General features: G+C 67.2%; 1 pseudogene. It reads left to right on the forward strand.

Going from position 1 to position 536, the window contains the following annotated elements:
- Positions 1 to 498, forward strand: a pseudogene (locus D9599_RS30895) (IS3 family transposase); the annotation flags it as partial.
- Positions 499 to 536 lie beyond the last annotated feature (38 nt).

The raw sequence follows: 536 nt of genomic DNA on the forward strand, positions 1-536 counted from the left end.
CTGGACAGCTGAGGGTCAGACGGCGGTGTTCGTCGCCGTCGATCACCACAGCGCCGGGTGCGTCGGCGCCCACGCTGCTCGGCGCGGCACCCGCTTCGAGGCCCTCGAGCCCTTCAGGCAGGGCGTGCGCCAACACTTCGGCGGCTTCGCCAAGGGCATCGCGGCGGGCCTCTCGCTGCGCCACGACCACGGCAGCCAGTACATGTCGGACGCCTTCCAGGTCGAGCTGACCTTACTCGGCATCGAGAGCTCGCCCGCCTTCGTCCGGGCACCCGAGGGGAATGGCTGCGCCGCGGTCGAAGCAGTGCTTCGACCATCCTTACCCTCAAGGAGAACCTCCTCTGGGTCAGGACCTTCGACACCGTCGAGCAGCTTCGCCAGGCGCTCCTCGAGTTCCGCCAGACCTACAACTCGACATGGCCCATCGAGCGACACGGCTTCAGAACACCAGATGCCGTCCGCCAGGATCAGCTTTCACCCGCGGCCCTTGCCGCATAGGCTCCACTCAGGTGTCTCAACAACCGCGGGCGGTACAC

It is taken from the genome of Roseomonas sp. KE2513 (genome assembly GCF_016107305.1).
Lineage (GTDB): Bacteria > Pseudomonadota > Alphaproteobacteria > Acetobacterales > Acetobacteraceae > Roseomonas.